The 24,315-nt window shown below is 74.5% G+C and carries 20 protein-coding genes; 7 read left to right on the forward strand and 13 right to left on the reverse strand.

Translation table 11 applies throughout. The features are described from left to right. The first annotated feature begins 11 nt into the window (after nucleotides 1-11). The 3 genes from ACLFMI_RS17085 to ACLFMI_RS17095 all read left to right on the forward strand — a co-directional run bounded on the left by ACLFMI_RS17085 (nucleotide 12) and on the right by ACLFMI_RS17095 (nucleotide 2,241). Nucleotides 12-800 carry a transporter substrate-binding domain-containing protein gene (locus ACLFMI_RS17085; RefSeq protein ID WP_410948867.1) on the forward strand — a complete coding sequence of 263 codons (789 nt, stop codon included), beginning with the start codon at nucleotides 12-14 and terminating at the stop codon, nucleotides 798-800. Between the two features lie 150 nt (nucleotides 801-950). Then, nucleotides 951-1,271, forward strand: a complete 321-nt coding sequence (locus ACLFMI_RS17090) for a hypothetical protein (protein ID WP_410948868.1) — start codon at nucleotides 951-953, stop codon at nucleotides 1,269-1,271. Nucleotides 1,272-1,323: 52 nt separating this feature from the next. Next, nucleotides 1,324-2,241 carry an NmrA family NAD(P)-binding protein gene (locus ACLFMI_RS17095; protein WP_410948869.1) on the forward strand — a complete coding sequence of 306 codons (918 nt, stop codon included), beginning with the start codon at nucleotides 1,324-1,326 and terminating at the stop codon, nucleotides 2,239-2,241. A 23-nt stretch (nucleotides 2,242-2,264) separates the two neighbouring features. Here ACLFMI_RS17095 and ACLFMI_RS17100 read toward each other — a convergent pair whose 3' ends face one another. The 9 genes from ACLFMI_RS17100 to speD all read right to left on the reverse strand — a co-directional run bounded on the left by ACLFMI_RS17100 (nucleotide 2,265) and on the right by speD (nucleotide 15,103). Then, nucleotides 2,265-4,286: a VWA domain-containing protein gene (locus tag ACLFMI_RS17100; protein ID WP_410948870.1), complete on the reverse strand. Its 2,022-nt coding sequence runs from the start codon at nucleotides 4,284-4,286 to the stop codon at nucleotides 2,265-2,267. Then, entirely contained in the window at nucleotides 4,279-5,673 is a 1,395-nt protein-coding gene (locus ACLFMI_RS17105; RefSeq protein WP_410948871.1) for an ATP-binding protein, read from the reverse strand. The genes ACLFMI_RS17100 and ACLFMI_RS17105 overlap by 8 nt, the downstream gene beginning before the upstream one ends. Before the next feature lie 271 nt (nucleotides 5,674-5,944). Then, a complete protein-coding gene (locus tag ACLFMI_RS17110; protein WP_410948872.1) occupies nucleotides 5,945-6,850 on the reverse strand; it encodes a M56 family metallopeptidase in 906 nt (301 codons plus the stop codon). A gap of 94 nt (nucleotides 6,851-6,944) precedes the next feature. Then, nucleotides 6,945-7,286: a BlaI/MecI/CopY family transcriptional regulator gene (locus tag ACLFMI_RS17115; RefSeq protein WP_410948873.1), complete on the reverse strand. Its 342-nt coding sequence runs from the start codon at nucleotides 7,284-7,286 to the stop codon at nucleotides 6,945-6,947. A 355-nt stretch (nucleotides 7,287-7,641) separates the two neighbouring features. After that, nucleotides 7,642-8,382: an enoyl-CoA hydratase gene (locus ACLFMI_RS17120; protein ID WP_410948874.1), complete on the reverse strand. Its 741-nt coding sequence runs from the start codon at nucleotides 8,380-8,382 to the stop codon at nucleotides 7,642-7,644. 9 nt (nucleotides 8,383-8,391) lie between these two features. Continuing rightward, the gene (locus tag ACLFMI_RS17125) at nucleotides 8,392-10,809 is read right to left on the reverse strand and encodes an FUSC family protein (RefSeq protein WP_410948875.1); all 2,418 of its coding nucleotides are present in this window, start codon (nucleotides 10,807-10,809) and stop codon (nucleotides 8,392-8,394) included. A 52-nt stretch (nucleotides 10,810-10,861) separates the two neighbouring features. Continuing rightward, nucleotides 10,862-11,371: a pyridoxamine 5'-phosphate oxidase family protein gene (locus tag ACLFMI_RS17130; RefSeq protein ID WP_410948876.1), complete on the reverse strand. Its 510-nt coding sequence runs from the start codon at nucleotides 11,369-11,371 to the stop codon at nucleotides 10,862-10,864. Nucleotides 11,372-11,411: 40 nt separating this feature from the next. After that, nucleotides 11,412-12,404, reverse strand: coding sequence for an SGNH/GDSL hydrolase family protein (locus ACLFMI_RS17135; protein ID WP_410948877.1), 993 nt, complete (start codon nucleotides 12,402-12,404; stop codon nucleotides 11,412-11,414). Between the two features lie 122 nt (nucleotides 12,405-12,526). Continuing rightward, the gene (gene speD / locus ACLFMI_RS17140; protein WP_410948878.1) at nucleotides 12,527-15,103 is read right to left on the reverse strand and encodes an adenosylmethionine decarboxylase; all 2,577 of its coding nucleotides are present in this window, start codon (nucleotides 15,101-15,103) and stop codon (nucleotides 12,527-12,529) included. A 116-nt stretch (nucleotides 15,104-15,219) separates the two neighbouring features. Between speD and ACLFMI_RS17145 the strand changes: the two genes are divergently transcribed. Further along, nucleotides 15,220-15,687, forward strand: a complete 468-nt coding sequence (locus ACLFMI_RS17145; RefSeq protein ID WP_410948879.1) for a pyridoxamine 5'-phosphate oxidase family protein — start codon at nucleotides 15,220-15,222, stop codon at nucleotides 15,685-15,687. A gap of 87 nt (nucleotides 15,688-15,774) precedes the next feature. Here the strand turns inward: ACLFMI_RS17145 and ACLFMI_RS17150 are convergent, their stop codons facing one another. Next, on the reverse strand, nucleotides 15,775-17,403 hold the full coding sequence (locus ACLFMI_RS17150) for a flavin-containing monooxygenase (protein WP_410948880.1): 1,629 nt from the start codon (nucleotides 17,401-17,403) through the stop codon (nucleotides 15,775-15,777). Nucleotides 17,404-17,436: 33 nt separating this feature from the next. Continuing rightward, nucleotides 17,437-18,366, reverse strand: a complete 930-nt coding sequence (locus tag ACLFMI_RS17155) for an alpha/beta hydrolase (RefSeq protein ID WP_410948881.1) — start codon at nucleotides 18,364-18,366, stop codon at nucleotides 17,437-17,439. 247 nt (nucleotides 18,367-18,613) lie between these two features. On the opposite strand from ACLFMI_RS17155, the gene ACLFMI_RS17160 reads away from it, so the two are divergent. Further along, the gene (locus ACLFMI_RS17160; protein WP_410948882.1) at nucleotides 18,614-19,768 is read left to right on the forward strand and encodes a GAF domain-containing protein; all 1,155 of its coding nucleotides are present in this window, start codon (nucleotides 18,614-18,616) and stop codon (nucleotides 19,766-19,768) included. Nucleotide 19,769: 1 nt separating this feature from the next. Beyond that, nucleotides 19,770-20,390 (forward strand): helix-turn-helix domain-containing protein, encoded by a 621-nt coding sequence (locus tag ACLFMI_RS17165; protein WP_410948883.1) that lies wholly within the window; start codon nucleotides 19,770-19,772, stop codon nucleotides 20,388-20,390. Nucleotides 20,391-20,399: 9 nt separating this feature from the next. Here the strand turns inward: ACLFMI_RS17165 and ACLFMI_RS17170 are convergent, their stop codons facing one another. Both ACLFMI_RS17170 and ACLFMI_RS17175 read right to left on the reverse strand, forming a co-directional pair. Beyond that, nucleotides 20,400-21,524 (reverse strand): acyl-CoA dehydrogenase family protein, encoded by a 1,125-nt coding sequence (locus ACLFMI_RS17170; RefSeq protein ID WP_410948884.1) that lies wholly within the window; start codon nucleotides 21,522-21,524, stop codon nucleotides 20,400-20,402. A gap of 16 nt (nucleotides 21,525-21,540) precedes the next feature. Next, on the reverse strand, nucleotides 21,541-22,731 hold the full coding sequence (locus ACLFMI_RS17175) for an acyl-CoA dehydrogenase family protein (RefSeq protein ID WP_410948885.1): 1,191 nt from the start codon (nucleotides 22,729-22,731) through the stop codon (nucleotides 21,541-21,543). A 72-nt stretch (nucleotides 22,732-22,803) separates the two neighbouring features. Here ACLFMI_RS17175 and ACLFMI_RS17180 point away from each other — a divergent pair, with 72 nt between their 5' ends. Beyond that, nucleotides 22,804-24,276, forward strand: a complete 1,473-nt coding sequence (locus tag ACLFMI_RS17180; protein ID WP_410948886.1) for an NAD-dependent succinate-semialdehyde dehydrogenase — start codon at nucleotides 22,804-22,806, stop codon at nucleotides 24,274-24,276. Nucleotides 24,277-24,315: the final 39 nt, after the last annotated feature.

Here is a 24,315-nt window from a genome sequence, read left to right on the forward strand (position 1 = left end):
GGTCCACCCCCGTGCGACGTAGCGGGGGTCTGCTGTCCATCGTCCTGCTCTGCGCGGCCGCGCTCTCCGGCTGCGGCACCGACACCCCGCCGGAGTCACCGGCGCTGGACCGGATCGCCCAGTCCGGCGAGCTGCGGGTCTGCTCCACCGGCGACTACCGGCCGCTCACCCACCTCGACGGCGGCCGCTGGTCGGGCATCGACGTGGACATGGCCGGTGACCTCGCCGCCGAGCTGGGCGCCCGGGTGACGATGGTGGAGACGACCTGGTCCACGCTGCTCGACGACGTCGTCGCCGGCCGCTGCGAGATCGCCGTCGGCGGCGTCTCGATCACCCCGGACCGCGCGGAGCGCGCGGCCTTCACCGTGCCCTACCTGCGCGACGGCAAGAGCCCGATCGTCCGCTGCCCGGACGTCGAGAGGTACCGCACGGTCGAGCAGATCGACCGGCCCGGGGTGCGGGCCGTGGTGAACCCGGGCGGCACCAACGAGCGGTTCGCACGCGAGACGCTGGGCGACGCCACGATCGTCCCGTACCCGGACAACAACACGATCTTCGACACGGTCGCCGACGGCCGCGCCGACGTCATGGTGACCGATGCGATCGAGACCCGCTGGCAGGCCACCCAACACCCGGGTGTGCTCTGCGCGGTACGCCCGGAGGCGCCCTTCACCGAGTCCGAGAAGGCCTACCTGACCCCGGCAGGCGACCCCGTCTTCACCGGGCGGGTCGACACCTGGCTGCGCACCGCCCGGACGGACGGGACCTGGGACCGGTTCGCGAAGCCCTGGCTGGGCTGATCCGCCGATTCCTGTGGGGGTCGCCGACGCACTGCCCGGCATGCGGATCGTGTGACGGCACCTGCCCCGCGACTGATGTGGACGTCGCACACCCCGACCGCACACGTCACAACTCAGCCGACACGACCGCGAAGCGACCGGGAGGACGGAATGACGCAGACCAGGACCCTCCGTGCCGGGATCATCGGAACGGGGTTCATCGGCGGGGTGCACGCGCACGCCGTGCGCGCCGCGGGCGGCGCGGTGACCCGGGTTTCAGCGTCCACACCGGACCGTTCCGCCGAGGCGGCGGCCCGGCTCGGCCTCGGCGAGGTGGACTGGCGCCGGGTCGTCGACACCCTGTACGAGGGCGGGTTCGACGGCGTGCTCTCGGTCGAGCACGAGGACCCGGTGTGGGGCGGGACCGAGGAGAGGGTCCACACCGGGCTCGAGGTCGCGTACCGCACGCTGCGCCCGCTGATCGTGGCCTAGCTGTACTGCCTGGCGCCGGTTCCCTGTCGGGGGCCCGTGCCACCGTGCCGGCATGCGGATCGTGGTGACGACACCGACCGGCAATGTCGGCTCGCGGGTGCTCCGGCTGCTGGTGCAGGCGGGGGTGCGCCCGGTGGCGCTGCTGCGCGACCCCGCGCGGCTACCGCCGGACCTGTCCGGCCTGGTCGAGCCGGTGCGGGCCGACCAGACCGCCCGGGACGCCGTGCTGCGCGCGACCGCGGGCGCGGACCGGCTGTACTGGGTGAACCCACCGGCGCCGTTCGGCTCGGACCCGCTCGCGCAGCACGCGGCCTGCGCGCGCGTGGTGGCCGACGCGGTCCGGGAGCACGGCATCGGCGGCGTGGTGTTCCAGAGCAGCGGCGGTGCGGAGAAGCGACACGGCGCCGGCGACATCGACGGCCTCGGCGCGACCGAGGAGGCACTCGACGCGACCGGGGCACCGGTGCTGCACCTGCGCTGCGGGTACTTCATGACCAACCTGCTCGCCTCGGCCGACGAGATCGCGACCGGGACGCTGTCGACACCGTGGCTTCCGGATCACCCGCTGCCGTGGGTGGCCCCGCGCGACATCGGTGACGTCGCGGCCGCCCGGCTGCTCGCTCCGGGGTGGACAGGCCGGGCGGTGCAGGCCGTGCACGGCCCGGAGGACCTGACGTTCACGCAGGTCGCTGCGGTGCTGGGCGAGCTCGCCGGCCGGCCGGTGCACGCGGTGCATGTGCCCGATGCCGACTTCCGCGCCGCCCTGTCCGGTGCCGGGCTGAGTCCGCCCGAGGTCGACGCGATCGCTGGGATGGCGGCCGGCCTGAGCGACGGGTTCGTCCCCGAGCAGCCGCGGGACGCGACGACCACCACCCCGACGACGCTGCGGTCCTGGGCCGCCGAGCACCTGCCCTCGGCCGGGTCCGCGCCCCACCCGCCACCGAGCATCGCGTCACGGTCGACATCATGACCGTCCGGCAACGCTCGATGTGTTCAGCCCCGGCGCTTGCGCAGGTAGTCCGACACGACCTCGGCGCCCAGCCCGTCCAGGTCCGGGTTGACCACCCGGCCGCCGGCCCGGCGGGCCAGCCGGTCCGTGAACGCGGCCAGCCCCGGGTCGTCGCCGAGCACGAAGAAGGTGAACCTCGCGTCCATCCCGATCAACCGGTCCAGGCCGTCCACGGTCGCCCGCAGCGTCTGCGGGCTGGGCGGGTAGTCGAAGGACGCCTCGCCGTCGCGCTCCAGGTGCGCGGTCGGCTCGCCGTCGGTGACCACCAGGACCACCGGGGTCGCGTCCGGTTGCCGGGCCAGCCGCCCCCGGGCCAGCAGCAGGGCGTGGTGCAGGTTCGTGCCCTGCATGTACACGCCCTCCAGGCCCACCAGCTCGGCCAGGTCGACGGTCTGCGCGTGCCGGCCGAAGGTGATCAGTGACAGGTCGTCGCCGCGGAACCGGGTGGAGATCAGCTGGTGCAGCGCCAGCGCGGTGCGCTTCATCGGCACCCAGCGGCCCTCGGCGACCATCGACCAGGAGGTGTCCACCAGCAGCGTCACCGCGGCCCGGGTCCGCTGCTCGGTCTCGACGATCTCGACGTCGGACACGTCCAGCCGGCGGTCGTCCCCACCGGCACCGTGCAGATGCGCGCCTCCGGCACCGTGCAGATGCGCGCCTCCGGCACGGCGCAGCTGGGCGTTGAGCAGGGTACGCGGCACCGACCACGCCTCGGTGTCGCCGAACTCCCAAGGCCGGGTCGCCCCGGTCGCCTCCCCCGCCGCTCCGGCGCGCCGGGTCTCCCGGGCACCCTGCCGGTCCGCGATCCGGTCGGCGACGTCGCGCAGCACCGACTGCCCGAGCGTCCGCAGCGCCTTCGGGGAGAGCATCAACGACCCGTCCGGCGCCCGCCGGAACAGGTCCTGACGCTGCAGCTCCCGCTCCAGCTCGGCGAGCGTCCGGGCGTCTGCGGCCGCCTCCGGGCCGAGCATCTCGGTCAGCGCCTCGAGGTCGATGTCCTCCATCCGCGCCCCCGGGTAGCTCTGGGCGAGCTGCTCGGCCAGCGCGTCGAGCTGTCCGAGCTGCTCCATCGCGCGGGTGGCCTCGCCCATGCCCATCGGGTTCTCGCCCCGGAAGTTCCCCTCGCCGGACCAGTCCTCACCGGGCCGCAGCCCCTGCAGCTGGGCGTCGAGCTGCGACAGCGCCTGCGCGAGCCGCGGGTCGCCGAACGCCTGCTGGGCCAGCTCGGCGAGCTCGGCCCGTTGCTCGGCCGACATCGAGTTCAGCATCCGCTGGGCGGCCGCGGACCGGGCGGCCAGCGCGTCGATCAGCTCCTCGGTGTTCTGCGGGTTCTCCGGGAAGTGGTCGCCGTGCCGGCGCATGAACTCGGCGAACCGCTCCGTGGTGTCCTCCCCGCGGGCATGGTGCTCCAGCAGGTCGTTGAGGTCGTCGAGCATCGCGTTGATCCGCTCGACGTCCTCCGGGGTCGCCCCCTCCATCGCCTGTTTCATGCCCTCGAACCGCTGGTCGAGCATCTCCCGCCCGAGCAGGTCCCGGATCTCCTGGTAGGCCTCGGCCGCGTCCGAGGAGCGCCAGTCGTACTCGCCCAGCTCGCGGACGGCACCGCCGGTGTCCGACGGCAGCGCGTCGAGCTGCATCTCGCGGAATCGGGCGTCGTCGGAGTCCTCGTTGCGCAGCGCCTCCTGCTCGGCCTCCATGGCCCGTTGCAGCAGCTCGCGGACCTCCTGCAGCGTGCCGTCGATCCGGTTGTCCCGCTGCAGGTCGCGCCGCTGCTCCCAGACCCGGCGGGTCAGGTCGTCCAGCCCGCGGCGGTCGTCCAGGCCGCGCCGCATCAGCTCCTGCAGCGCTTGGCGCGGGGAGCTGCCCTCCATGACGTCACGGCCGATCTGGTCCATCGCGGACCGGATGTCGTACGGCGGGGCCAGCGGGTCGGGCCCGCCGGTGTAGGGCCCGTAGGCGTAGCGCCGCCGGCTGTAACGCTCTCTCCCGGCCCGCCCATCAGCCATACGAGACCGTGTCCCCGTCGTCGCTGGAGTCCTTGGCCAGCTTGCGGGTCAGGAACAGGTACTCCAGGGCCAGCTCCGCGGCCGAGGCCATCGGACCGGGGTCCTCGGTGCCGGACGCGCCGAGCTTCCCGGCGATCTCGGTCAGCGCCCCGACCTGCGGCAGCGCGGCCACCACCTCGCCGGCCGGGACCCGCTCACCGGTGCGGACCGGGCGGGTCGAGACCTCGGTGGCCAGCTCGTCCAGGTCGACGCCGCGCAGCGCGAAGCGCGCGGTGTCGGCGGTGGCCCGGCGAAGCAGGTGCTCCAGCACGTCGTCCTCGCGGCCCTCCTCGCCGGCGGCGAACTCCAGCTTGCCGCGCAGCACGGTCGGCACCGACTCCAGATCGACCGGCCGGGCGTACGCGCGGCCCTCACCGACCAGCGCGGCCCGGCGCAGCGCCGCCGCGGCCACGGTCTCCGCGGCGGCGACCGCGAACCGGGCCGAGACGCCGGAGCCCTGGTCGATCGCCGAGGACTCCCGCAGGTGCCGGGTGAACCGGGCGACCACCTCGAGCAGGTGCCGCGGGACCTCGGCGGCCAGCTCGGCCTCCTGGACGACCAGGTCGATCTCGGGGGCCAGTTCCAGCGGGTAGTGCGTGCGGACCTCGGCGCCGAACCGATCCTTGAGCGGGGTGATGATCCGTCCGCGGTTGGTGTAGTCCTCCGGGTTCGCCGAGGCGACGAGCAGCACGTCCAGCGGCAGCCGCAGGGTGTACCCGCGGACCTGGATGTCGCGCTCCTCCATCACGTTGAGCAGCGCGACCTGGATCCGCTCGGCCAGGTCGGGCAGCTCGTTGATGGCGACGATCCCGCGGTGCGCCCGCGGGACGAGGCCGAAGTGAATGGTCTCCGGGTCGCCCAGCGAGCGGCCCTCGGCGACCTTGACCGGGTCGACGTCGCCGATCAGGTCGGCGACCGCGGTGTCCGGGGTGGCGAGCTTCTCGGTGTAGCGGTGCGTGCGGTGCACCCAGCCGACCGGCAGGTCGTCGCCGAGCTCCTCGGCGCGCCGGACCGAGGCCGGGCTGATCGGCTCGTACGGGTGCTCCCCGATCTCCGAGCCCTCGATCACTGGGGCCCACTCGTCGAGCAGGTTGCCCAGCGATCGCAGCACCCGGGTCTTGCCCTGCCCGCGCTCGCCGAGCAGGACGACGTCGTGGCCGGCGATCAGGGCCCGCTCCAGCTGCGGGATCACGGTGTCGGCGAACCCGACGATGCCGGGCCAGGGGTCGCGGCCCTCGCGCAGGGCCGCCAGCAGGTTGTCGCGGATCTCTTGCTTCACGCCCCGCAGCTCGTGGCCGGACGCCCGGAGGGCACCGACGGTACGGGGAAGGTCAGGTGTGACGGGCACGGATTCCACGCTACGCCCGGACGCGGTGCGCGGCGCGCCGTCGAGAGCCCGGTGGCCAGGGCACCGGCAGCTGTCGGCGATCACCAGTGATCATCGGCCGGGTTCCACGGCGACGCGGTCGCCGACCGGCTCGGCCTGCGGCACCGCGCTGAACACGCTCGTCGGCCCCCGCGGCCACCATCCGGGCCCGCCCTGTTCCAGGACTACCGCGCCACCGCCGACGACCGGGTCGCCCGGCCCTGACCAGCCCTGCCGTCGGTGCGGGTCCCGTTCACGGTGCGAGCAGCAGCCACAGCGGCACCGCGACCAGCGCGAGCGCCACGGCCCGGATCAGCCAGTGCAGGGCCGCGGGCAGCGGCGGCGGCGGGCAGGTGACCCGGTCGATCCGGGCCTCCAGCGCCGCGCTGAACGACGTCAGCGCGGCGGCCGGCGCGGACCCGCCGATCGCCTTGAGCGCGGTGACCAGCTCGGTCGGGTCGCAGAGCTTGCGGGCGACGTCGTCGGCCCGCATCTCGATCAGCCGCGCCACCGCCAGCTGCGCGCACACCATCCCGCGCACGAACGGTGCGGTCGCCCCCCACGCGACGAACGGAAGGACCACCAGGTCGTGCCGTTCCCGCAGGTGGGCCCGCTCGTGGGCGAGGACCGCGACCACCCCGGCGGTGTCCAGGGCGTCCAGGACGCCGGCCGAGACGACCAGCCGGGAGCCGCGTCCGGGCAGGCAGTAGGCGACCGGGACCGGATGGTCGAGCACCCGGGTACCGGAGGCGAACGGCCACGGGGTGGCCAGCACGTCGAGCAGGTCGCGGTGCCGGCGCCGGGTCCGCAACGTGCGGACGGTGGTGATCACCAGGACCGACAGCAGCCGCAGCAGCACGCCGAGCGCGATCAGCAGCGCACCGAGGTGCAGCGGGTCCAGCGCGCGCGGGAACCCGCCCGCGGCGAGCGACCGGACCAGCACGCCGGTCGCCGCCGGCAGGCTGTCCCCGAGCGGGGACAGCCCGTAGGCCAGCCCCGCACCGAACAGCGAGATCCCGCCACCGAGCCCGACGGCCTGCCACAGCAGCAGCGCCCCGACCGGGTCCCGACCGGGCCAGCTCGCCCGTGACAGCACCCGGCTGACCGGCTCGGCGAGCAGCACGCCGAGCAGTCCGAGTCCGAGCGCGGTCAGCTGCATCGCGTCTCATCGTGGCCGACGGCGGACGGCCACGCCGCACGGCCCCACCGTTGCGCGAGGACACATCTCCCGCGCGACACCCCGGTCGGTCCCGTCAGCCGAGCAGGTCCCGCAACCGGGACCGCTCCTCCTCGGTCATCGAACCGAGGAACCGGGCCAGCGCCGCACCGCGGTCCGAGGCGTCGTCCAGGGCGTCGGTCATCAGCTCCGCGACGTGGTCCTCGCGGCCGGCGACCGGGCGGTAGTGGTGCGCCCGGCCGTCCCGGATGCGTTGCACGAGCTGCTTGCGCTCGAGCCGGCCCAGAACGGTCAGCACCGTCGTGGTCGCCAGGTCGCGGTCCGCGAGCTGGTCCTGGACCTCACGCGCGGTCACGTCCCGGTCGGCCTCCCACAGAACGTTCATGACCGCCCGCTCCAGCTCGCCCAGACTCGTCACGGTGGTCATCGTACGCGAGTTGCTCTACTGCACGTAGAAGCCCACCCGGGTTCCTCGTCACATCCCGGCAGGGCTGCTCAGTGCACCTGCACCTGGTCGCCGACCTCCAGCGCACCGAAGTAGTGCCGGGCGTCCGTCTCGGTCAGCTTCACGCAGCCCGCGGACGGGGTGTCCCTCGATCCCTGATGAACGCCACCCCACCCTCGGCGAAGAACACCGAGTAGGGCATCCGTAGGCCCCGGTCTCCGATCACCGGCACGGCTCCGCGGAGGCGGGTTCGGCGCTGGGCGATCAACTGGTACCGGAGAGTAGCCGGCTCGATCTTCGACCGATCGGGGTGCCCGGGATACCGCGTTCAGCGACCCTGGAACCGGGGCGGCCGCTTCTCGGCCCGGGCGGTGCGGCCCTCGGCGATGTCCTCGGCGTTCCAGCAGTCCTCGAACGCGGACTGCAGTGCCCGCACGTCCCGCTCCTCGGTGTGCCCGCCCCGGCCGAAGGCATTCGCGACGCGCTTGTTGTAGGCCAGGGTCAGCGGCGCCATGGTGGCGACGTCCGCGGCCATCGCGAACGCGGCCTCCCGGTCACCGAGAGTGTCCGCCAGCCCGCGGGCGTGCGCGGTGCCGGCGTCCACCGTCGCGCACGCCAGCAGCAGGCTGCGCGCGGTGCCGCCGCCGGCGATCTGGACCAGCCGCTCGATCGTCCACGGGTCCACGGCCAGCCCGAGCCGGGCGGTGGGCAGCGCGAACACCGCCTCCGGGGCCGCGACCCGCAGGTCGCAGGCCAGCGCCAGCTGCAGGCCGGCCCCGATCGCCGGCCCGTGCACCGCGGCGATCACCGGCATCGGCAGGTCCGCCACCGCGTGCAGGGCGGCGTAGAGCGCCTCCAGGAAGTCCTCGCCGTAGACCTCGCCGAAGTCGGCGCCGGAGCAGAACGCCGGACCGGTCCCGGCCACGACGACCGCGCGCGCCCCGTCCGCCCGCACCCGGGCCGAGGCGTCGACGAGCTCGCGGCAGGTGGCGACGTCCAGGGCGTTGCGGCGGTCCGGACGGTCCAGCTCGATCAGCCCGACGCCGTCGGTGGTGCTCACGGTGATCACTCGCGGAGCCTAACCCGAACCGGACGCGGCCCCGCGTCCGCTCGCACCGGCCCGCTCCCCGGTGGCCGGCTCGCTCCAGCGCCCGCCGCAGAGCTCCCGCGCCAGCCCGACGGCGAGCTGGTCGACCCGGCGCAACATCCGCGCCGCGCCGAGCAGCGCGTCCCGCCCCCGATCGCCGGCACCGGGTTCCGCGGTGCCCGGGCCGGGGGCGGGTGTCCCGCCGGCCGGTGCCCGGGCCCCCGCGGCAGCCGCCTCGGCGGCGTCGAGCAGATCCTCGGCGGAGGCGACGCCGTAGTCGGCCGGGTCGGCGCCGGGGCCGTGCGCGCGTTCCGAGGGCGGGCCCCAGCCGTCGTTCAGGATCCCGCGCAGCGCGTCGATGTTGTCCCGGACCCGCACGACCGCCGGGTCGAGGGTGGCGGCCCATTCCGGGGCCCGGGTGCCGGCGGCCTGCGCGGCGAGCAGCCGGGAGTAGTGGTCCAGGGCCCCGACCACGCGCACCGTGTGGTGCACCCCGCGGCGCAGCGGGCGGCGCGCGACCGGGTGCTCCAGCGGCACCGCGCGGGCGCGCACCGTGGCGAGTGCCGTGTCGACCTCGCGGGCCTTCTCCAGCGGTTCCTCGCCCGGCCGGTCCAGCAGCCGGTCGACCGAGCTGCGCAGCGACGCACCGACGGCGTCCAGCGCCTCGTCGAGGGCCTCCGCGAACGCGGTGCGCGAGCGGGTCGGCAGGATCAGGTAGGCGGCCAGCATCCCCAGCGCCCCACCGACGACGGTCTCCTCCACCCGCAGCACCAGTGTCTGCACGCTGAACTGGCCGATCACGCCGTAGAGCAGTGCGAGCACGGCAGTGATCCAGAACGCCATCATCGCCTGGGAGATCCGTACCAGGTACAGCGCCAGGAACACGCAGGCGAACAGCACCACCAGGCTGGCGACCGGGTTCGTCCCGACCACCAGGGCCAGCAGCATGCCGGCGACGACGCCACCGACGGTGCCGACCGCGCGGGCCCAGCCACGGCTCAACACGTCGCCCCGGCTGGCCGTCCCGGCGAACACGACGAAGGCCGCGATCACCGCCCAGTACCAGCGGGCCGGCGAGATCAGCTCGCCGGCGACGATCGCCAGGCTGGTGGCGACGCCGACCTGCACCGCCTGCCGGGTGTGCAGGGCGATCCCGCCGGAACGCCCGTGCTCGTCGTCGGAGGCCGCGTCCCGGCTCCCAGCGTCCCGGCTCCCAGCGTCCCGGTCCCCCTCGGTTCCGGCCCCGGAGCCGGAGCCGGACCGGGCGTCGTCGTACGCCGCGATCCGGCCCTGCGCCTGCTCCACGGTGGACTGCATCGCATCGGCGAGGCGCCGCACCGCGAACGCGATCCGCTGCTCGCGGGCCGTGGCGTCCGTACCGGCCGGGCGGTCGACGATGCCCTCGACCGCCTGCCGGGCGTTCTCGTAGAGCGTCGAGGCCATCGCCCGCGGCGTCCCGACGGCGGTGGCGGCGGCGAGCGCGCGGATCCCGCCGGCCAGTGCCTCCCGGTCGTCGGGCGGGACCGGGTCGTGGTGCTCGAGGATCCGGCGCACCGACATCGCCAGCCGCTCGGCGGCCAGCTCGGAGTCGACGATCCACTGGCGCAGCCCGGCGATCTCGGTCTCGGCCGCCGTCGCGTCCCCTGCCGCGCCGTCCACCCCGGCACCGCCGGGCAGGCGCGCCGGGCGGCGGGCAACCGGATCGTCGTCGGCCTCGTCGAGGCGGTCCGCGACCAGCAGCGCGGTCTCGTTGAGCCGGGCCTGCCAGCGCAGCAGCGGCTCCAGGTCCGGATCCGGCTCCCCCGACTCGACGACCTCGAGCACGGCCAGCGTCATGGTGTGCAGCCGTGCCTCGAACGCCCGCACCAGCGCGTCCAGCACCGCCGGGACCGACCGGGTGAACACCAGACAGCGCAGCACGAAGGTGCTCCCGATCCCGATCGCCGCCCCGGCCAGCAGGTAGGGCAGCTCGGCGGGCCCGGCGTGCAGGAACTGCACGAAGAAGTAGGGCATGAACGCGGCCATGCCGAGCGCGACGCCCCGCGGCCCGTACCGGCGCACGGCCATCGCAATCATCATGACCAGCACGAACACCGTGTCGGCGAGCAACTGCTGCCGGCTGAGCAGGGCGCTCAGGGTCGCGGCCGCAGCGGCCGGGAGCAGCATCAGCGCGGTGGTGACCCGGCGCCGTGCCAGGTCGTTCTCGTTGACCGCGAGGTTGCTGACCATCGCCAGCGCCACCGCGAACAGCACGATCGTGACCGGCTGGCCGGTCAGCGCGCGCAGCCCGCTCGCCAGCAGCGCGGCGGTGATCATGGCCGCGGTCGCGACCGAGGCCAGGTGCAGCCGCGTCCGGCCGGGGTCCGTCCCGGCCAGCCGGGAGCGCAGCTCGCGCGCCCACGTCGTCACGGCGTGAGTCTGACACGACCTCCGGCGGCCCCGCCCGAGCCGCGGCCGATGATCAGGACCCGGCTCCCCCGCGGCCGTCACCGGCGATCCGGCGGGAGTCGTGGCTCTGCGGGAACGCGACCGGTTCGACCCGGATCAGTACCCGGTTCGGGCTGTCCAGCAATGCGAGCAGCCGGTCGGTCCCGGTCGGGGCGAGGTGCGCGGCCAGCGCAGGCAGCATCGTGGCCCGGGTGGCGACGTCGTCGAGGACGCGCGCGCGGCCCTTGACCCGGACCATCCGGCGGCCCGCCAGCCCGGTCCCTGCACTCGAGAGGACCAGCCCGACCCGCTCGTCGCGGCGCACCGCGCGCACCTGGGCGCGGCCCTCCACGGAGGTGAACCAGAAGACCCCGTCGGCGAACAGGTGGCTCATCGTCACCCCGGCGGGCCAGCCGTCCGGGCCGGCGAAGACGAACGTGCACTCCCGCGCGGTCGTGCAGAGCTCGGCGACCCCGCCGTCGTCCAGCCGGGCCTGGTCCATGCCCTCCAGGTCTCGCTCCCCGACCCGCGCCGTGCCGTCCACCGGCCCGACGCTAACGCCGCGCCGCCGGTGGGGGAACCGGTCAGCGACCAGCGGCGGACGCCGCCGGTGCGGCCTCGGCCGGCTCGGACGACGGCGGCGCGACCGGGACGCCGACGACCTCGCCGGTGGCGGCGGCCATCGCGCGCATGCCCTGGGCGTTCGGGTGCACCGGGGCGGCCGGCGCGGTCGGCACCAGACCCTCCGTCCACTTGACGCCGGGCAGCTGGCAGACGTCGTGCCCGATCGTCGGGGTGTAGGTGTCGGCGAAGTCGACGCCGGCCTCGGCGGCCTGCTCCGCGAGCATCCCGTTCAGCTGCTTCGTGACGTCCCGCAGGTAGGCGGTGTCCCCGGCGCTGAACGGGAGGACCGGGTAGCAGCCCGGCCCGCTGTCCGGGAGGATCGTCGGGTACCCGACGACGGCGACCTGCGCCCGGGGTGCCCGCTCCTTGATCTCGGACAGCACGTCGCCGACCTTCGACGCCGTGTCGTCGATCCGCTCGGCCAGCTGGTCCTGGCCACCCGTGGTGTAGAAGTCCTTGCAGGCCGCGCCGAGCAGGTCGGTCGACGACCGGCTCGCGCACTCCTGGACGATCTCGCCGAACCCGATGTCGTTGCCGCCGATGGTGATCGTGACCAGCGACTCGGTGCCGTCCAGGGCGTCGAGCTGCGGCGGGTTCGGGCCGAGCTTCACGTCCTGCTCGGCGGTCATCTCCTCGGTCGTCGCGCCGCTGCACGAGACATCGGTGACGGTCGACCCGGCCGAGCGCGCCAGCAGGCCGGGGTAGTTGTTCGTCGAACGCAGGCAGCCGGCGGGCCGGCCGGACTGCACCGGGATCAGCGGCCCGGCGGCGTAGGAGTCGCCCAGCGCCACGTACCGCCCTTCGGGCGCCGTGTCGAGGTTCCGGGCGGACTGCGTCGTCGTCGCGAGTGTGGTCGGCGCGTCGGCCTGTGCCGGGGCGAGCGCGCCGGTGCCCGCGGAGGTGAGCACGGTCATCGCGGCCACGGCGAGCCAGCGGACGGGACGGGTACGCACGGGCACGGACCTCCGGTCGGGAACCGGTCGGTGCACCGCGCACCGACCCACCCCACGTAACGATCTTCCCCACACCCGGTTACGCCCCGCCCCCACCGCGTTGTGGAGAGGGGAGGCGGGCTTCAGGGGGTCGGGGAGGTGAGGCGGCGCAACGACAACGGTGCGACCAGGCGGTGCCGCAGCGCGGTCCCGTCCCACTCCTGCGGCCGGGACGGCATCGACGCCAGCCGGGCCGCGGCGGCCTCGCCCGGGTCGTCGAGCGGCTCGCGGACCCCGGCCAGGAACGCCCACTCGTGCTCCTCGCAGCCGATGTAGACGCCGCGACCGCCGGTGGCGCCGAACACCGAGGCGAACCGCTGCCAGGCCGACTTCAGGGTGGCGTCGCGCCACACCGCCGGGCTGCCGGCCTGGAACACCAGCACCCCGCCCTCGGTGAGCCGGTCCGCGCAGGCCCGGACGAAGTCCTCGGAGTAGAGCTGGTTGATCTGGGCGTCCGGCTCGTCCGGGCGCTCGTCGGGCAGGTCGACGAGGATCAGGTCCCAGTGCTCGGTGGCGTCCAGGACGAACTCCCGGCCGTCGCCGTAGGTGAGCTGCACCGGGCCGTCGCCGCGCTCGGCGGCGGCGAGCGACTCGGGGGTGTAGCCGTAGGGCAGGTACTCGGCGCAGATCCGGACGGCCTCGGTGTCGATGTCGACGTGGTCGACGTGGGTGGCCCCGGCCGCGACCGCCATCTCGCAGGCGACGCCCTCGCTGGACCCGACGACCAGGACCCGCTCGAGGTTGCGGGCCAGCAGCGCACCCGGCCACACGAGGGCCTCGTGGTAGGTCCGCTGGGTGTGCTCGGTGGACTGGCGCTCGTCGTCGCAGAACAGCGTGACGCCGTGCTCGGTGTCGGCGATGACGACCTTCTGGAACCCGGTGTGCGCGACGTGCCGGACCCGGCCCAGCTCCCAGCGCCGGGTCAGCCCCTCGGAGATCGGCTCGGTCACCGTGCGCGGGGCGCCGCCCCGGTCCACGACCTGCAGCGCGGTGTCCCCGGCCCCGACCCGGGTGGCCAGGTTCCGCACGGCGGCGACCGGGTCGGCGCTCTCCCCGCAGGTGAACACGTCCACGTGCATCCCGCCGTGCTCCGGCCAGGTGTGGATCGACGCGTGCGACTCGGCGAGGACGGCGACGACCGTCACGCCCTGCGGCTCGAACCGCTCGGTGACGATCTGGCGGACCCGGGCGCCGGCATCGGTCAGGGCCGCGTCCAGGTCGGTGCGCAGCCGCTCGGAGTCGTCGAGCACCCGCGGGTCGATCCCGCCGAGCTCCGCCAGGACGTGCCGGCCGACCGGCGAGGCCGTACTGGGCAGCGCCGGCAGCGACGAGCCGGTCAGCTCGACGCTCGGATGCAGCTCCCCGGCGACGGTCGGCGCGGGCGCGTTCAGCGAGGTGGAGGGTGACACGTCCGGATACGGTAACCGTCTCGTGACCGGGGCGCGCGTCCCCGTGGCCCGGTTCATGTCACCCGGCCACTCCCCCCCGGCGCCTCCTCCGGCGCCTCCTTCCGCGACTCCTTCCGCGACCACGACGTCGAGCGGGCCGAAGCCGTTGAACCCGACCGAGGCGTAGCTCGAGGTGTAGGCGCCGGTGCGCAGCAGGTCCACCGGCTCGCCCGCGGTCAGGTCCAGCGGCAGCGGGACCGGGGTGCGGCGGTAGATGACGTCGTCGCCGTCGCAGGTGGGGCCGGCCAGCACGCAGGGGCCGGCCGGGGTCGTCCCGGCCCGGCCGGGGACGTGCACGGGGTACCCGATCGCTTCCCCCTCGGTCTCGGCGAGCCCCTGGTAGCGGCCGACATCGAGGTAGACCCAGCGCCGGTGGTCGATCCCGGGTCTGCGGGACACCCGCAGCACGGTCGCGCGCAGCACCCCCGCCTCGGCGACCAGCGCCCGCCCCGGTTCCAGGAGCAGGTCCACGCCGTCCACCCGGCCGGCGGCGACACCGGCGTCGACCGCGGCGTCGACGGCGGCGGCGAACGGCTCCGGCCCGACGACCGGGGCCCGGTAGGCCACCGGCCAGCCGCCGCCGAGGTCCAGCTCGGGACGGCGCAGACCGGCCCGGCCGGCGACGTCCAGCGCGAGCCGCACCGCCGCGGCGTAGGTCTGCGGGCGGGTCTGCTGGGAGCCGGCGTGGAAGGTCAGTCCGGCCGGGACCAGCCCGCGGTCCGCGACCCGGCCCAGCAACGCGACCGCCTCACCGGGCAGCGTGCCGAACTTGCCGTGGAACGGCGTCGCCGAACCGGTGTCGTCGACCGAGAGCCGGACCTGGACCCGGGCGCCGGGAGCCTCGGCGGCCAGCGCGTCGACGTCCTCGGCGCTGTCGGTGACGAACCGGCGCACCCCCAGCGCCGCCGCGGCCGTCGCGGCGCCGGGACCACGGACCGGGTTGCCGTGCTGGAGCAGGTCCGGGTCAGCGCCGGCGGCCAGGCACAGCTCGATCTCGGCGTGCGAGGCGACGTCGAACCCTGCGCCCTCGGCGACCAGCGCGGCCAGCACCGCCGGTTCCGGGCAGGCCTTGACCGCGTACAGCAGCCGCGCCCCCGCGAACGCCGCACTCAGCGCGCGGTAGCGCTCGCGCACCACCTGCGGATCGAGTGCCAGGAACGGCGTCCGGCGGGGGACGGCGAGGATCTTCTCCAGTCCGGGGCTCAGATGCACGCCGGAGATGCTCCCCGCGTCCGCCACGCCCGGGACGCGGGGCCCTCCCCCGTGTCGCGTCGTCCCCCGTCTCGGATCATCTCGGCACGGCCACGATGCTGATCTACTGTCGGCCCATGACCGCACCGAAGCAGCAGCGCCGCGCCCGCAAGATCGCGATGACCGACGAGGAGGTCACCGCGTTCCTGGACGCCGAGCGCACCTGCCGGGTCGCGACCAACGGCACGAACGGCCCGCACGCGACGCCGCTCTGGTACCTCTGGGACGGTACGGCGCTCTGGCTGACCTCGCTGTCACGGTCCCAGCGCTGGACCGACCTGATGGCCGACCCGCGGATCGCCGCGGTCGTCGACGCCGGGCACGACTACACCGAGCTGCGCGGGGTGGAGCTGCGCGGCTCGGTGGAGGTCGTCGGCGAGGTTCCGCGCACCGGCGAGCCGCACGCCGAGCTGGAGCGGGTCGAGCAGGCCTTCGCCGACCGCTACACCGGCGGCCACGTGGCGATCGACGGCCGGCACGCCTGGCTGCGGCTGCGCCCGGAGAAGATCACCAGCTGGGACTTCCGCAAGCTTCCGCAGGGCTGACTCCGCCCTTTGCTCTGCGCACCTCGACGCAGCACCGCACCGGAGTGCCGACGCGCGGCCGGTCGTGAGCGGGGCCGTGCTCGCAGGTCAGATGGCGGCCGGCTCGCTCTCTCGGGTCAGGACGAAGCCCTCGTAGCCGGCGTCGGTGACCTCGCGGAGCTTCTCCCGGTATTGCCCGAGCCCGGCCATGTAGAACATGACCGTGTTCGTCTTGCCGGGGATGTTCGCCCCGAAGATCCACGAGTCGGCCTGCGGGAACAGGGTCGCGTCCGCGATCTCCCGGCAGGTCGTGGTCCAGTCGCGCTCGGCCTCGGGCGTCGGTTCCACCGTCCGTGCCCCGGACCGCTCGGCGTGCCCGACCAGCTCGCCGATCCACTCCACCTGGGTCTCGATGCTCGGCGGCAGGTTGGTGAACGGCCCGTTCGGCCCGAGGATCATGAACATGTTGGGGAAGCCGGACATCGAGACCCCGAGGTAGCTGGTCGGCCCCTCCGCCCAGTGTTCGTCGATGTGCTGCCCGCCGCGCCCACGCAGGTCCATCGCGCGGTAGTTGCCGTCGACGGCGTCGAAGCCGGTGGCGAGTACGAGCACGTCGAGCTCGTGGGTGACCCCGTCCGCGGTGCGCACACCGGCCGGGGTGACCTCGACGATCGGCGTCTCCCGGACCGAGACCAGCTCGACGTCGTCGCGGTTGAAGGTCTCGTAGAAACCCTCGTCGCACAGCGGCCGCTTGGCGTAGAGATCGGTCGGGGTCAGCTTGCGGGCGGTCTCCGGGTCGTCGACGATGTCGCTGATCTTCGAGCGGATGAACCCCGCCGCCTCCGCGTTCGCCTCCGGATCGGTGGCGACATCGCAGAACGTGCCGAACATGAAGCGGAAGCCGTTGCCGATGTCCCAGTTCTCCTGGAACACCCGCCGGCGCTCCTCGGCGGAGACGCTCATCGCCGGCACGTCGCTCTCGGAGAAGCCGAAGGCCACGGCCGAGCCGCGGACCTGCTCCCAGATGCCGTCGAAGTTCTCCTTGGTCTGCTCGACCTCGGCCTGGGCCACCGGGCGGTTGCCGGAGGGCACGACGTACTGCGGTGAGCGCTGGAAGACGGTCAGGTGCTCGGTCCGCGGCGCCGCCGCGACGATGAACTGGACCCCGGTCGAGCCGGTGCCGATCACACCGACCCGCCGGCCGGTGATGTCCAGGTCGTCCGGCCAGGCGTTGGTGTGGACGAGCCGGCCCGCGAAGTCGTCGAGACCGGGGATGTCGGGGACGTTGCTCCGGGCCAGCAGGCCGAGCGCGTTGACCAGGTAGCGGCAGGTGAGCGTCTCCCCGGTCGCGGTGGTGATCCGCCACAGGTCGGTGCGCTCGTCGAAGACCGCGCCGGTCACCTCGGTGTTCAGCCGGATGTCGCGCCCGAGGTCGTAGCGCTCGACGACGTGCTCCAGGTAGGCTAGGACGTCGGGCTGGTCGAGGTAGCGGGTGTTCCAGTTCCACTCCTGCAGCAGGTCCTGGTCGAACGAGTACCGGTAGACGAAGCCCTCGGTGTCGGACTTGGCGCCGGGGTACCGGTTGAAGTACCAGGTGCCGCCGACACCGCCGCCCTTCTCGAACGCCCGGGCCGAGAGCCCGAGCCGGTCGCGCAGCGTGTGCAGCATGTAGATGCCGCCGAACCCGGCGCCGATGACGACGGCGTCGACGTCCGGGGTGGTCGTGGGGTCGCTCATGGGATGCTCCTCTCGCGGGTCGCTCGGGACGGGTCAGCCGCGGTACCACCGGGCGACGGCGGCGATCTCCTCGTCGGCTTCCTGGGCGGTGCCGGCCAGGAACGGGAAGACGTGCTGCATGCCCTCGCGGATCGACAGCGTGACGTCGACGCCCGCGGCCCGTGCCCGGTCGGTGAGCCGGACGGCGTCGTCGAGCAGTGCCTCCGCGCCGCCGGCGTCGACGTAGAGCCGCGGGAGGCCGGTCAGGTCGGCGTGCAGCGGATTGGCCAGCGGGGTCCGCGGAGGGATCCGGCCCTCGGCCAGCACACCGGCGATCATGCCCTCCAGCAGTGGCACCGTGATCAGGGCGTCGGTCTCGGCGTTCGTCACGAGGCTCGCGCCCGTGTTCTCCATGTCCAGCCACGGCGAGAAGGCGATCACCCGGCCGGGCTGCGGGAGCCCCCGCTCACGCAGCGCCAGCGGGATCGCCACGGCCAGGTTGCCGCCCGCCGAGTCCCCGATAGTCGTGATGTCGGCCGGTGCGACGCCGCGCTCGGTCAGCGCCCGGAACGCCGCGACGCCGTCCTCGATCTGCGCCGGGTGCGGGTGCTCCGGGGCGCGGCGGTAGTCGAGCACGAACGCGGTGACGCCCAGCGCCTTCGCGACGTGCCCGGCCAGCTTGCGGTGGCTGGCCGCCGAGCCGACGGCGAACCCGCCACCGTGCGTGTAGAGCAGCACCTCGGAGGCGTTCGCCCCGGCCGGCAGCGTCCAGATCCCGGGGACGCCGCCGACGACGTCGTCGCGGTAGGTCACGTCCTCGGGCTCGCGGGTGGGTTGGTGCCACTCGTCGAAGAGGCTGCGGAGCAGCCGCGGCGGCAGGTCGGGGGTGCCGGCCAGGATGGCGGCCCAGTCGGCGTAGAGCGCTCGCAGGGCGTCCGACTCGACGGACGTGCCCGCAGGACCGGTCGATGGCGCCGTTGTCATCTGGTTCCTCCTCCGTCTCGAGCCGCGCGCGGGGCGGCTTCGGCTGTGTGTCGATCCTCGGCCGGTCCGCGTCGCCGTGGGTGTTCCGTTCTGGAACGCCTGCCGGGAGCGGTGGCGGAACGGCATCCGGGGAGATCGACGCTGGCGGTGCGGGTGTGACCTGAGGCACGGTGGACGGAGGCGGCCGCGCGCCGGCCGGAAGGAGCTGAACGCCCGCGAGCGGGCCGACCGGGGACGGACCGAGACGATGACGCGTCGACACGAGCGCCGGGACCTGCCGAGCCTGTCGTCGGCTCAGCGGGAGCGCATCCGCCGGAGCCGGGAGACCCTCGCCGACGGCGGGCTGCTGACCGAGCCGCCCGGGCGCAGCGGGGTGCCGCAGCTCATCGAGCGGAGCTGGCGGCGCTGCGCCGGGGACGAGGTGCCGGCGGCGCCGGACCGGATCGCCTACCAGGAGCCCGACGACGTCGACCCCGCCTTCGTCCGGGCCGCCGAGCCGGTGCTGGACCGGCTCCGGGACAGCTTCGCCGAGGTGCCGGTGGCGATGGTGCTCTCCGATGCGAACGGCCGGATCGTGCGGCGGCACGTCGGGGTCCGGCAGCAGCGGACGATCATGGACCGGGCGAGTGCGGCGGAGGGGTTCGACTTCTCCGAGCGGTCGATCGGCACCAACGGCATCGGGACCGTGCTGGTCGAGCGGCGCCCGGTGCTGGTCCGCGGCCCCGAGCACTACAACCTCGGGCTGGAGGGGCTCACCTGCGCCGGCACCCCGATCGTCGAGCCGTTTACCGGGCGGGTGGTGGGGTCGTTCTCACTGGCCTGCGCGACGCGGGACGTCCATCCCCTGATGCAGGTCATGGCCGGTGACATCGCCCGGCAGATCGAGGACGGGCTGCTGGAGGAGGCGGGCGACCGCCGGCGGCGGCTCGTCCGCGCCTACCTGGCGATCGACCGGGCGAGCGCTGGCGCGCTGGTCGTCGACGAGGACACCGTGCTGGCCAACCGGGCCGGGCTGGTACACACCGGCCCGGAGGTGCACCCGGTGCTCTGGGAGTTCCTCGGCGAGCACGGTCCGACCCGGCCGCGGCGGATGCAGGTACCGCTCGCGGGCGGGATGCGCGACGCCGTGGTCGAACCGGTCGACAGGGGCGCGCGTCCGGCGTTCGGTATCCGGCTCACGCCCCGGCCGTCCCGACCGGCCGACCGGTCCGGCGGCGAGGGTCGTGGCAGTCGTGCGGGATCGCGGGCGGCGCCGGAGCCGCTGCACGTCAGCCCGGAGGTCGACCGCCTGCTCGACGACGTCGTGCGGCACCGCGAGACCGTCGCGATCAGCGGGACGGGCGGGCGGGTCGGGAAAGCTGCGGACCGCCCGTCGGGTACTGGACGCGCGGGGCGCCGGTGACGTGCTCGTCGTCGCGCCGCACCTGGACCCGGACTGGTTCCCGGCGGCACGGGCGGCCGCCGCGGAGGGTCGCGGTGTGGTGGTCCGGCGGGTCCACGCGGCACCGTGCCCGTCCGCGGCGCAGATCGAGGCGCTCACCGGCAGCGGGGCGCCGGTCGCGCTCACGGTCGATCCCGACGCGGCCGACGGGACCGTGCTCGACCTGCTCCGCCGGGTCGCGAGCACCGTGCGCCTGCCCTCGCTGGCCGGGAGCCGCGAGCACCTGCCGGCGCTGGTGGCGGCGATCCTGGCCGAGCTGCCGGGGCCCGCATCGGCCACCCGATTCTCCGCCCCGGCCTGGGACCGGTTGCTGGCCTGGCGCTGGCCCGGCGACGTCGCCGAACTGCGCAACACCGTCACCGTGTCGGCCCGGCGGTCCGCGGGCGGGATCGTCGAACCGGGCGACCTGCCGGCCGAGCTCGGTGCGTCCCGGCGCGCGCCCGGGCTGCTCGAGACGGCCGAGCGGGACGCCGTGGTCGAGGCGCTCCGGACGGCAGGCGGCAACCGCACCCGGGCAGCCAGGGCACTCGGAATCGGCCGCAACACCCTCTACCGCAAGCTGCGCGAGTTCGGGATCTCCTGAGCGCCGGGGTCAGGGGGTGCCGGTGACCAGCTGCCAGAGCCCGCCGGGGCCGGCGTCCAGCGCGGCGGCGCCGACCCGGTCGTTCCAGTACGACTCGTTGCCGTCCTCGTCGCGCCAGGCCCAGAGCCGCGTCGTGACCAGCCGCAGGTCGTGCTCGCGGGTGAAGCCGATCGCGCCGTGCACCTGGTGGGTGATCCGGGCGACGACGGTGGCGGCCTCGCCGCAGCGGGCCTTCGCCGCGGCGACGGCGAGCGTCGTCGCGGGGTCGGCGAACCCGTGCGTGCCGGCGACCCGGGCCGCCTCGGCGGACGCGGCCGACGCGGCGGCGACCTCGGAGCCGGCCTCGGCGAGCATCTGCTGGACGGCCTGGAACTTCCCGATCGGACGTCCGAACTGGACCCGCTCCCCGGCGTAGCCGATCGCCCGGGCCAGCGCCCCGCGGGCGGCCCCGGCCAGCAGCAACGACCGGGCCAACGCCGCGCGCAGCGCCAGCTCCTCGGCCGCCCCGGACGGTGCGGCCCCGGCCGCGAGCGGTGTGGCACCGGAGAACGTGAGCGTGTCCCGGGGCTCCTCGGCCACGTTGGCGCCCTCGGTGACCTGCGCGTCCGACGCGTCGAGCACCAGGACCCGGTCGGCGTCCAGTACGACGACCGCGGCCAGCGACCGGCCCCACGGCACCCGGGCGAGGGTCCCCGACACCGTCCCGGTGTTCCCGGAGGCACCCTGGTCTCGGGCCAGGCCCCCGGGGTGTCCCTCGGGACCGGCGGAGCGGTCGGCGCCGGACCCGGAAGCGGAGCCGGTACCGGGAGCGGAGCCGGCTCGGCGGGCGGAGCCGGGCGCCGCGGCGACGGCCGTCAGCGGGCCGTCCGGCACCTCCAGGCCGGCCGCGCGGGCCAGCCAGCCCCCCAGCAGGTCGGTCTCGGCCAGCGGCACCCGCGCAGCCCAGGCACCGGCCGCCTCCAGCAGGACGGCGGCGTCGTCCAGGGTCCCGCCGGTCCCCGGGTCGGTCAGCGTGGTCAGCCCGGCCCCGGCGCACGCCGTCCAGACGGCGTGGTCCAGCCCGACGGCGTCCTTGTCGTAGGAGTCCGCGAAGATCGACTCCGCGAGCTCGGCCAGCTCGGCGTTGCGGCCCATCAGCACTGCTCCCTCATCAACGCAGTCCCATCCCCCGCGCGACGATGCCGCGCAGGACCTCGTTGGTGCCGCCGCGCAGGGTGAACCCGGGCGCGTGCAGCACGGCGTCGGCCAGCAGCCGGGCGAAGCCGCCCTCGGCGGCCGGGTCCGGGGGCGTGTCGCAGAGCAGCCGGGCGGCGTCGACGATCTCGTTCTCGAACCGGGTGCCCAGGTCCTTCACCAGCGCCGCGGCCAGCTCCGGGGCCTGCCCGGACTCCAGCGCACCGGCGATCGCCAGCGACATCCGGCGCAGCGTCCACACCCGCGATACCAGCGAGCCGATCCGCCGCCGCGTGCCGGCGTCCACGTCGCCCGCCGCGACCAGCTCTCCCACCAGCGCGGACAGCAGCGGGTAGGTGGACAGGAACCGTTCCGGGCCGGACCGCTCGAACGCCAGCTCCCCGGTGACCTGGGCCCAGCCGTTGCCGAGCTCGCCGAACACCCGCTCGTCCGGGATGAAGACCCTGTCGAAGACGACCTCGTTGAAGTGGTGCGCGCCGGTGAGCAGCGGGATCGGCCGGATCTCGACGCCGGGCCGGTCCAGCTCGACCAGGAACTGGGACAGCCCCGCGTGCCGGTTCTTCTCGTCCTTCGGCGCGGTGCGCACCAGCGCGAAGAACGCGTGCGCGTGGTGCGCCCCGGACGTCCAGACCTTCGTGCCGGACAGTTCCCAGCCGCCGTCCACCCGGTCGGCGCGGGTGCGCACCGACGCCAGGTCCGACCCGGAGTCCGGTTCGGACATCCCGATGCCGAAGAAGACCTCGCCCCGGGCGATCCCGGGCAGGAAGGCCCGGCGCTGCTCCTCGGTGCCGTGCCGCAGCAGCGACGGCCCGATCTGGCGGTCCGCGACCCAGTGCGCGGCCACCGGCGCCCCGGCGGCGAGCAGCTCCTCGGTCACCACGTAGCGGTCCAGCGCGGACCGGCCGTGCCCGCCGTACTCGGTCGGGATGGTCATGCCCAGCCAGCCCCGCTCGCCGAGCCGCCGGGAGAAGCCCTCGTCCCAGCCGGACAGCCACACGTCGGCGCGGGGCGTCCAGGCCCCGGCCGCACGTTCGGCGTCCAGGAAGGATCGGACCTCGGCCCGCAGTTCCGCGAGATGTCCGGGCAGCTCGACCGGCTCGGGGACGAGCTCGGGAAGCCGGGTCAGCGTCGTCGATGCTCCTGCCACACGGACATCATCGCCCACCGGCGGCCGACGTGCCGGTGTCTATGGGCCGTCTCACCGGGGTACGTTGCGGCCATGACCACGACAGCTGACGAGCGCAGGGTCACCGAGGCCGCCCCGACCGGGCTGTTCATCCGCGGGGCGTGGCGATCGGCCCAGAACGGGGCCACCACGAAGGTGGAGGACCCGGCCACCGGCGAGGTGCTCGCCGAGGTCGCCGACGCCTCCCCCGCGGACGGGATGGACGCGCTCGACGCCGCCCAGGCGGCGCAGCCGGTGATCGCCGCGATGCCCCCGCGGGAACGTAGCGAGATCCTCTACCGGGCCTACCGGCTGCTGCACGAGCGGGCCGACGACCTGGCCATGCTCATGACCCTGGAGATGGGCAAGCCGCTCGCCGAGGCGCGCGGCGAGGTCGTCTACGCGAGCGAGTTCCTGCGCTGGTTCGCCGAGGAGGCCGTCCGGATCGACGGCGGCTACCAGGTCGCGCCGAACGGTCAGACCCGGTTCCTGACCATCCGCGAACCGGTCGGTGTCTGCGTGTTCGTGACGCCGTGGAACTTCCCGCTCGCGATGGGCACCCGCAAGATCGCCCCGGCGATCGCCGCCGGCTGCGCCTCGATCATCAAGCCGGCCCCGCAGACGCCGCTGACGATGCTGGCGTTCGCCCAGGTCCTGGCCGACGCCGGGCTGCCGGACGGCGCGCTGAACGTGATCACCGCGACCGACGCGGGCGGGGTCATGGAGCCGATCATCCGGGACGGCCGGGCCCGCAAGATCTCCTTCACCGGCTCCACCCCGGTCGGCAAGAAGCTGCTCGCCCAGGCCGCGGACAAGGTGCTGCGGTCCTCGCTGGAGCTGGGCGGGAACGCGTCGTTCATCGTGCTCGACGACGCCGATGTCGACGCCGCCATCGAGGGCGCGATGATCGCCAAGATGCGCAACATGGGCGAGGCCTGCACCGCGGCCAACCGCTTCTACGTGCAGCGCGGCGTCGCCGACGAGTTCGCCCGCAAGCTCGCCGACCGGATGGGTGCGCTCAAGGTCGGCCGGGGCACCGAGGAGGGCGTCAACGTCGGCCCGCTGATCGACGCGAAGGGCCGCGACAAGGTCGTCGACCTGGTCGCCGACGCCGTCGCGAACGGAGCGGGCGTCGCGCTCGGTGGCGAACCGCAGGACGGGCCGGGCTACTTCTACCCGCCGACCGTGCTGACCGACGTCCCGGAGAACTCGCGGCTCAACCACGAGGAGATCTTCGGACCGGTCGCGCCGATCACCGTCGTGGACTCCGCGGACCAGGCCCTCGCCGCGGCGAACGCCACCGAGTTCGGCCTGGTCAACTACGTCTACACCCGAGACCTGAACCAGGCGCTGCGGATCGCCGAGAACCTGCAGAGCGGGATGATCGGGCTCAACACCGGGCTGGTGTCGAACCCGGCGGCACCGTTCGGCGGGGTCAAGGAGTCCGGGCTGGGCCGCGAGGGCGGCATGGTCGGGATCGACGAGTTCCTGGAGACCAAGTACGTCGCGATCGGCTTCTCCGGATAGGCCGGACGCACGACAGCGGGCCCGGTGCCGTCGGCACCG

The sequence above is a fragment of the Pseudonocardia nantongensis genome, from assembly GCF_046546495.1.
GTDB lineage: Bacteria > Actinomycetota > Actinomycetes > Mycobacteriales > Pseudonocardiaceae > Pseudonocardia > Pseudonocardia nantongensis.